This is a genomic window from Actinokineospora sp. PR83 (genome assembly GCF_021056305.1).
Taxonomy (GTDB): domain Bacteria; phylum Actinomycetota; class Actinomycetes; order Mycobacteriales; family Pseudonocardiaceae; genus Actinokineospora; species Actinokineospora spheciospongiae.
In genome coordinates this window covers 62753-69599 of sequence record NZ_JAJCXD010000014.1, presented here as the reverse complement: position 1 = coordinate 69599, position 6847 = coordinate 62753, and the positions used below count along the sequence as shown (strand labels likewise).

Sequence of the window (6847 nt, the reverse complement as noted above, 5' to 3'; positions counted from 1 at the left end):
GATCACCGAGCAGGGCCTGCTCGCCGCGGCCCGCGCGGCCGACGAGCGCCGCGAGGCCGCCGCCGCCGAGCTGGCCGCCGCGGCGGCGCACGCCGACGGCATCGACAGCGCCGTGCTGTCCGCGCCCGCGCTGCGCGCCCTGTGCGAGCTGCTGACCCTGGCCATGGCCCAGCGCGAGGGCGCAGCCGACCCGGGCAGCGCGACCGACCAGGTGCGCGGGCTGACCCTGCGGCTGACCCCGGCGCGGGGCCGCACCACCAACATCCGCAGCGAGTCGGGCACGCTGACCCTGCGCGACACCGTCGTCGACATCGCCCGCGTCCAGACCGCCCGGGCGGCCCGCGATGCGCGCTGACACCCGCTCCCGCGTCCCCGCCGCGCTCACCGAGCTGTCGGACATCGACGCCGCGAACGTGGCCCGCTGCGCGAAGGTGCTGCTGCGCCACCCGCTGCTGCGCGTCGGCGGCCCGGACGGCGACCTGCTGCCGCTGGTCTACCGGCACCGGGTGACGCTGCAGGAGATGTTCGCCTCGCTGCTGGGCTACCGGCTGGTGGTCGAGCGCCGCTTCGCCCGCCTGCACAAGGTCGGCGCGGGCGACGACCCGACCCGCGGCGAACCGGGCCTGACCCCGCGCGCCTACGCCTACCTCTGCCTGACCATGGCCGCGCTGACCGGGGTGGGCAGGCAGGTCCTGCTGTCGCGGCTGGTGGCCGACATCCGCTCCACCGCGGCGGAGGCGGGCATCGACCTCGTCGACGACCTGGCCGACCGGCGCGCGCTGACCGCGGCGCTGCGGCACCTGATCGGCCTGGGCGTGATCACCGAGACCGACGGCTCGGTGGCGGGCCTGGTCGGCGAGTCCGGTGCCGAGGCGCTGATCACCATCCACACCGACCTGCTGGGCCAACTGCTGTCGGGCACCTCGGACGCCCCGGACGCGGCCGCGCTCATCGCCTCCGGAGCCGGGGCCGGGGTCGAGCACTCGGTGCGGCGCAAGCTGGTGGAGAACCCGGTCACCCTGCACAGCGACCTGTCCGCCGAGGAGGCCGACTGGCTGCGCAGGGGGCAGCGGCGCGAGTCGGTGCTGCTGGAGCGCTGCTTCGGCCTGGTCACCGAGATCCGCGCGGAGGGGGTGGCGGTGACCGACCCGGAGGAGTACCTGACCGACGTCGTGTTCCCGTCCACCGGCACGGTCGCCAGGATCACCCTGCTGGCGCTGCCGGAACTGCTGGCCACCGAGGCCGCGCCCCGCCCGGACGGCCGGGTCCCGGTGAGCACGCGGGACGTCCGCGAGACGTGCGTGCGGCTGATCGAGGACTACCCGGCGGCGTGGTCGCGGCAGGCCACCGACAACGTCGACGACCTGGTGGACGCCGTGCTCGACCTGCTGCTGCGGCTGACGCTGATTGCCGAGTCCCCCGACGGCTGGCTGCTCAGCCCGGCGGCGCACCGGTGGCTGCCGCTGCCCGACGACACCCGGGCCACCCCGGGCCGCTCCGCTGTGCCCGAGGCCCCCGAACCCGGCTGGTCGCTGTTCGACGAGGAAGGATCTCCGTGACAACCCCCGAGGCGGGATTCGGCCGCTGGCGGCTGCACCGCGGTGGCATCGTCAACATCTGGCAGTACCGCGAGCAGACCTTCGACTTCTCCGGCGGCCGGGCGATCTTCCAGGGCACCAACGGCTCGGGCAAGTCGCGCACGCTGGAGCTGCTGCTGCCGCTGTGCCTCGACGGCGACCTGCGCCACCTCGGTTCCAAGGGCGCGGGCACGGTGTCCATCCGCAGGCTGATGCTCGACGACTACGACGGCGGCCCGAACCGGATCGGCTACGCCTGGGTCGAGCTGCACCGCACCACCCCCACCGGCGGCGACGACTACCTGACCTGCGGCATCGGGGTGAAGGCGTCGGCCACCTCGCAGCAGATCAGCGACTCGTGGCGGTTCATCACCCCGTCGCGGGTGGGCACCCACTTCGCCCTGGCCTCGGCCGACCGGGTCCCGCTGGGCCCGGCCGCGCTGCGCGAGGTGCTCGGCGCCGACCGGGTGCACGACGAGGCCGCGTTCCGGGCGAAGGTCGCCGAGACCGTCTACGGCGTGCCCGCGGCCCGCTACGGCGACCTGCTGCACCTGCAGCGCACCCTGCGCAACCCCGACATCGGGCTCAAGGTGCAGGACGGGCAGCTCGAGCAGATCCTGTCCGACGCGCTGCCGCCGCTGGACGCGGGCGTGGTCGAGCAGCTCGCCACCTCGTTCGAGGACCTGGAGTCGATCCGGGAGAACATCGGCAGGCTCAGCTCGGCCGACGCGGCGATGGGTGCCTTCCTCACCGGGTACGCCGGGTACGCGCTCGGCGCCCTGCACGCCTCGGGCACCAAGGCCGACGCCGCGCGGCGCACCCTGGACACCGCGCACGCCGAGATCCGGAAGCTGCGCGCGAAGCTCGACACCGACACCCGCGCGCACGCCGAGGCCGAGGCGCGCGTGGCGGAGCTGGACGAGCGCGACACCGAGCTGGAGACGAGCATCGACTCACTCAAGTCGCTGCCCGCCTACCAGGGGCTGCGCGACCTGCGGGACCGGGAGAAGCTGGTCGAGCGCACCCGGGAGGCCGCCGCCGCCGCGCTGGACAACGCCGCCGTGCAGCGCAACCACGCCGACCGCGCGGTGGAGACGGTGCTGACCGTGCTGCGCAGGCTCGGCGGTGACATCGAGGACGCAGGCGAGCTGGCCCGCACGACCACCGCCAGCCTGGTGGCCGCGGGGCTCGACCCGAACCTGTGCCCCCCGCTGCCCACCGCCCCGGACCCGGTGCCGCGGCTGGCCACCGACCGGGTTCGCGCCAAGCCGGACCCGGAGGCCGAGCCGCTGGAGATCCAGCGCCGCACCCCGCCGGAGATCGCCCCGGACGTGCTCGCCGACGCGCTGGCCGACGCCGCGGACAAGGTGGGGGCGATCAGCTCCGAGGTCGGCGGCCGGGCCGCGCTGGCGATGAGCCTGCACGAGCGGGCGCTGCGCCTCGACCGCGACCGCCAGGACCTGGAGAGGGTGCAGGCCAAGGCCCGCGACGCGCAGATCGAGGCGACCGAGGCCGCGGGCAGGCGCAACGAGGCCGCGCAGCGCTTCGCCGGTTCCGCCGAGGTGTGGTGCGAGCGGGCGGCGGCGTGGGCGAAGACCGGGCCGTTCGCCGACGACCACGCCCCGCGCCCGCCGCAGCCGCCGACCGCCGCGGACGTGCTGGCGGGCGCGGACGCGACCCGCACCGCCCGCGACACCGCCCGCGCCTGGGCCGCCCCGCACCTGGCCGGGCTGCGGCAGCGGGTGGTGGCGGCCCGGCAGGTGGTCGACGACCTGGTGCGGCGCATCCAGTCGACCGAGGCGCGGCTGATCGAGCTGCGCAACGGCGTCGACGCCACGCCCCCGGCCCCGCCGTACGCCTCCGCCGAGCGCGACCCGGCCACCGGCGCCCCGTTCTACCGGCTGGTGGACTTCGCCGCCGGTCTCGACGCCGCCGAGCGGGCCGGGTTGGAGGCGGCGTTGCAGGCCAGCGGTCTGCTCACCGCCTGGGTCACCGCGGACGGCACCGTCGACCCGGAACTGGCCGACGTGCTCGCGGCGGCCGGTGACGACGTCCCCTCGCCGCTGAGCGGCGCGCTCGTGCCCGCCGTGACCGGCTCCCCGGTGGCCGCCGCCGTCGTCGAGGCGCTGTTGGGGTCGGTGTCGTACAACGCCGACAGCCCCGGGCTCGCGGTCTTCCCGACCGGCCGCTGGCGCGCGGGCGTGCTGCGCGGCGCACTGTCCAAACCGGACGCGGAGTTCGTCGGCGCGGGCGCCCGCGAGGCCACCCGCGAGCGCACCACCGCCGAGCTGGCCGCCGAGCTGGAGCGGGTGCACGCCGAGCGCGCCACCGCCGAGGCCGAGGCGCGCGAGCGGACCGCGGCGGTGGCGGCGTGGGACGCCCACCTCGACGCGTTCCCCGACGACCGGGAGCTGATCGGCGCCAGGGCCACCGCCGAGCAGGCGCGCGCCCAGGCCGAGGAGTCCGCCCGCAAGGCCGACCGGCGCAAGGGCGAGCACGTGGCCGCCGCGGGCCGGGTCGCGGCGTCGCAGGCCGAGCTGTCCCGGGACGCGGGCGCGGCCGGGCTCACCGCCGACACCGAGGCCCTGCGGCACGCCCAGCGCTCGGCGACCGCCGCCCGCGACGCCGCCGCGACCCTGCGCGACGCCCTGGCCAAGCGGTGCGCGGGCACGGTCCGCGACCTGGTCGAGGCGCTGCACGACCACAACGCCGCCGTCGACGACCGCGCGGCGGCCGAGCGCGTCGCCGATGAGAAGTGCGTGGTGTTCCACCGGGAGGCGGCGGCGCTGTCCGAGCTGACCTCCGCCGTCGGCGGCGAGGCCGAGGAGGTGTCGCGGCAGCTCGCCGAGCTGGAGCGCCGCCGCCGCGCCGGGCGCCAGGAGCTGCCGGAGGCGCGCAAGGCCGCCGGGGAGCTGTCGAACCGGGTGGTGAAGACGCAGACCCTGCTCGACACCCGCGACGGCGAGATCGACGGCAGGCGGGCGGCGGCCGAGGCGGCGGACCGCTCGTTCGCCGAAGCCCTGGCCGCGCCCGGGGTGTGGGAGGCCGCGCTCGACGAGCCGCGGCCCGGGTCCGACGCCGAGGCGTTCGAGCTGCTCGCGGCGGCCGTGGCCGAAAGCAAGCGCTTGCCAGGCGAGGAGAGCGCGCTGACCAGGCTGCAGGGGTTGCAGGCGTCGTTGGCCGGGACGCACAACGTGCTGCCCGAGCGGCACGCGGGCATCCTCACCGTGGTCGTCTCCGGCGAGGAGGGCCCGGCCCCGGTGGCGGTCGCCGCCCGGCGGGTGGCCGACCGGCTCGCCGAGCGGCGCGGGTTCCTCTCCGAGCAGTACCAGGGCATCTTCGCGCTGCACCTGGTGCGCGAGCTGGCCGAGCGGCTCTCCGCGCAGATCGCCGTCGCCGAGGACCTGACCCGGCGGATGAACGAGGTGCTCGACTCCGCCCGCTCCAGCCAGGGCGTGCACGTGCAGTTGGACTGGCAGCCCGCGGCCTGGCTCGACGAGCCCACCCAGGAGGCGATCAAGCTGCTGCGGCTGCCGTTCGCCGAGCGCACCGAGGAGCAGGACACCCGGCTCCAGCAGGTCTTCACCGAGCGGATCGAGGCCGAGCGCGACACCGCCACCGGCGGGTTCACCGAGATCCTGGCCCGCGCGCTGGACTACCGCTCCTGGTTCGCCTTCACCGTCCGCGTCCGCGACACCGGCCCGGACGGCAAGCCGCGCTCGCGGCGGCTGCGCCAGCTTTCCTCCGGGGAGACCCGGCTGATCTCGTACGTGACGCTGTTCGCCGCGGCGGCGGCGTTCTACGGCGCGATCTCGGCCGGGGTGGTGGCCTCCGCGCGGCTGGCCCCGCTGCGGCTGGTGCTGCTGGACGAGGCGTTCGAGCGGCTCGACGACCCGACGATCGCCCGGATGCTGGGGCTGCTGGTCGACCTGGACATGGACTGGGTGATCACCTGGCCCAGCGGCTGGGGCGTGTCCGACCGGATCCCGCGGATGCACATCTACGACGTGCTGCGCCCCAAGTCCGGGCACGGCGTGGCCTGCACGCACACCATCTGGGACGGTGCGGGCATGGACCGGGAGGACCCGTGAGCGACCTGGCGGAGACCTTCGGGCGGCCCGAGTACGCGGTGCTGTGGAAGCAGGCGCGCGCGGCGGTGCAGCGCGGGCAGGTCCGCTTCGGTTTCAAGACACCGGACGCGGCGTCGGCGGCCGCGGTGTCGGAGCTGCTCGGGGTGCCGGTCACCGCCGGGGTGGGGCAGACGTTCCCGGTGGCGGAGCTGGACGCCCGGCTGCGCGCCGGCGCGTTCCACAGTGGACTCGACGAGGTGCTCGCCGCGGTGCACGGGCGCGAGGTCGTGGCCGGGGAATCGGGCCCGTCGCGGGACGAGTGGGTCGACGGGCTGCTGCGCGACGCGCTGGCGCGGGCGGGGCTGGGCGACCGGCCGTGGGCGGGGGCGTGGGTGGACCAGGTCCGCCGCTACGCCAAGATCGCGCCGGAGCGGCTGTCGGGCCCGGCCGAGCACGCGGCGTCGGTCCTGGCCCGGATCAACCTGGACCCCGCCGCGGTGCCGTCGGTGTGGGTGCCGCGCGCGGAACTGGCCGGGGCGGAGCTGGACCGCGGGCGGAAGGTGGCGGCGCTGGTGCTGCGCGCGGCGGCGCTGGCGCACGGGGTGCCGCTGCCGAAGTCCGCCGCCGAGGAGCGGCGGCTGTGGGAGCGCTGCGGGGTCGCCGCGGACGGGCTGTCCTCCACCGTGCTGTGGCGCGGGTCGGTGGTGGCGCTGCGGGACGTGGCCTCGGTGGACGTGGTGACGGCGCGGACGATGGTGTGGGTGTGCGCGAGCCCGCGCCTGGCCGAGGCCGCGGGCGGCCAGGACGTGGTGTGCGTGTCGGGGCGGCTGGGGATCGCGGCGCGGATGCTGCTGTCGCGGCTGGTCTCGGTGGGCGCCCAGTTCCGGGTGCACGGCGACTTCGACGCGGCGGGCCTGCTGGTCACCGGCCAGGTGCTCGCCCTCACCGACGGTGCACCGTGGCGGATGGGCGCCGAGGACTACCGGTCCGCTCTGGACTGGGCCCGGGCCGAGGGCCTGGACCTGCCGCCGCTGGGCACCGAACCGGGCCCCACCCCGTGGGACCCCCGATTGGGTGACGCTCTCCGCGCGGGCTGGGCGGTGCCCGAGGAGATGCTGCTGCACCTGCTGTTACCCGATCTGGTGTAGATTTCCCCACTTCCGCCGGTTACCGGTCGATCACCGCCCGACTAGCGTTCAC

General features: G+C 76.2%; 4 protein-coding genes. All 4 read left to right on the top strand.

The window, feature by feature from the left end; translation table 11 throughout:
• Positions 1 to 355 (top strand): DUF2397 family protein (locus tag L6E12_RS04695; protein WP_236226628.1); only part of this gene is annotated, 355 nt, incomplete at its 5' end.
• Entirely contained in the window at positions 345 to 1559 is a 1215-nt protein-coding gene (locus L6E12_RS04690; protein ID WP_236226627.1) for a TIGR02678 family protein, read from the top strand. The genes L6E12_RS04695 and L6E12_RS04690, both read left to right, overlap by 11 nt.
• Positions 1556 to 5668: a TIGR02680 family protein gene (locus tag L6E12_RS04685; RefSeq protein ID WP_236226626.1), complete on the top strand. Its 4113-nt coding sequence runs from the start codon at positions 1556 to 1558 to the stop codon at positions 5666 to 5668. The genes L6E12_RS04690 and L6E12_RS04685 overlap by 4 nt, the downstream gene beginning before the upstream one ends.
• A complete protein-coding gene (locus L6E12_RS04680) occupies positions 5665 to 6795 on the top strand; it encodes a TIGR02679 domain-containing protein (protein WP_236226625.1) in 1131 nt (376 codons plus the stop codon). The genes L6E12_RS04685 and L6E12_RS04680 overlap by 4 nt, the downstream gene beginning before the upstream one ends.
• Positions 6796 to 6847 lie beyond the last annotated feature (52 nt).

Bases quoted from the DNA above. Each gene is read 5' to 3' on its own strand.
- L6E12_RS04690 (WP_236226627.1), top strand. From the start codon at position 345: ATGCGCGCTGACACCCGCTCCCGCGTCCCCGCCGCGCTCACCGAGCTG.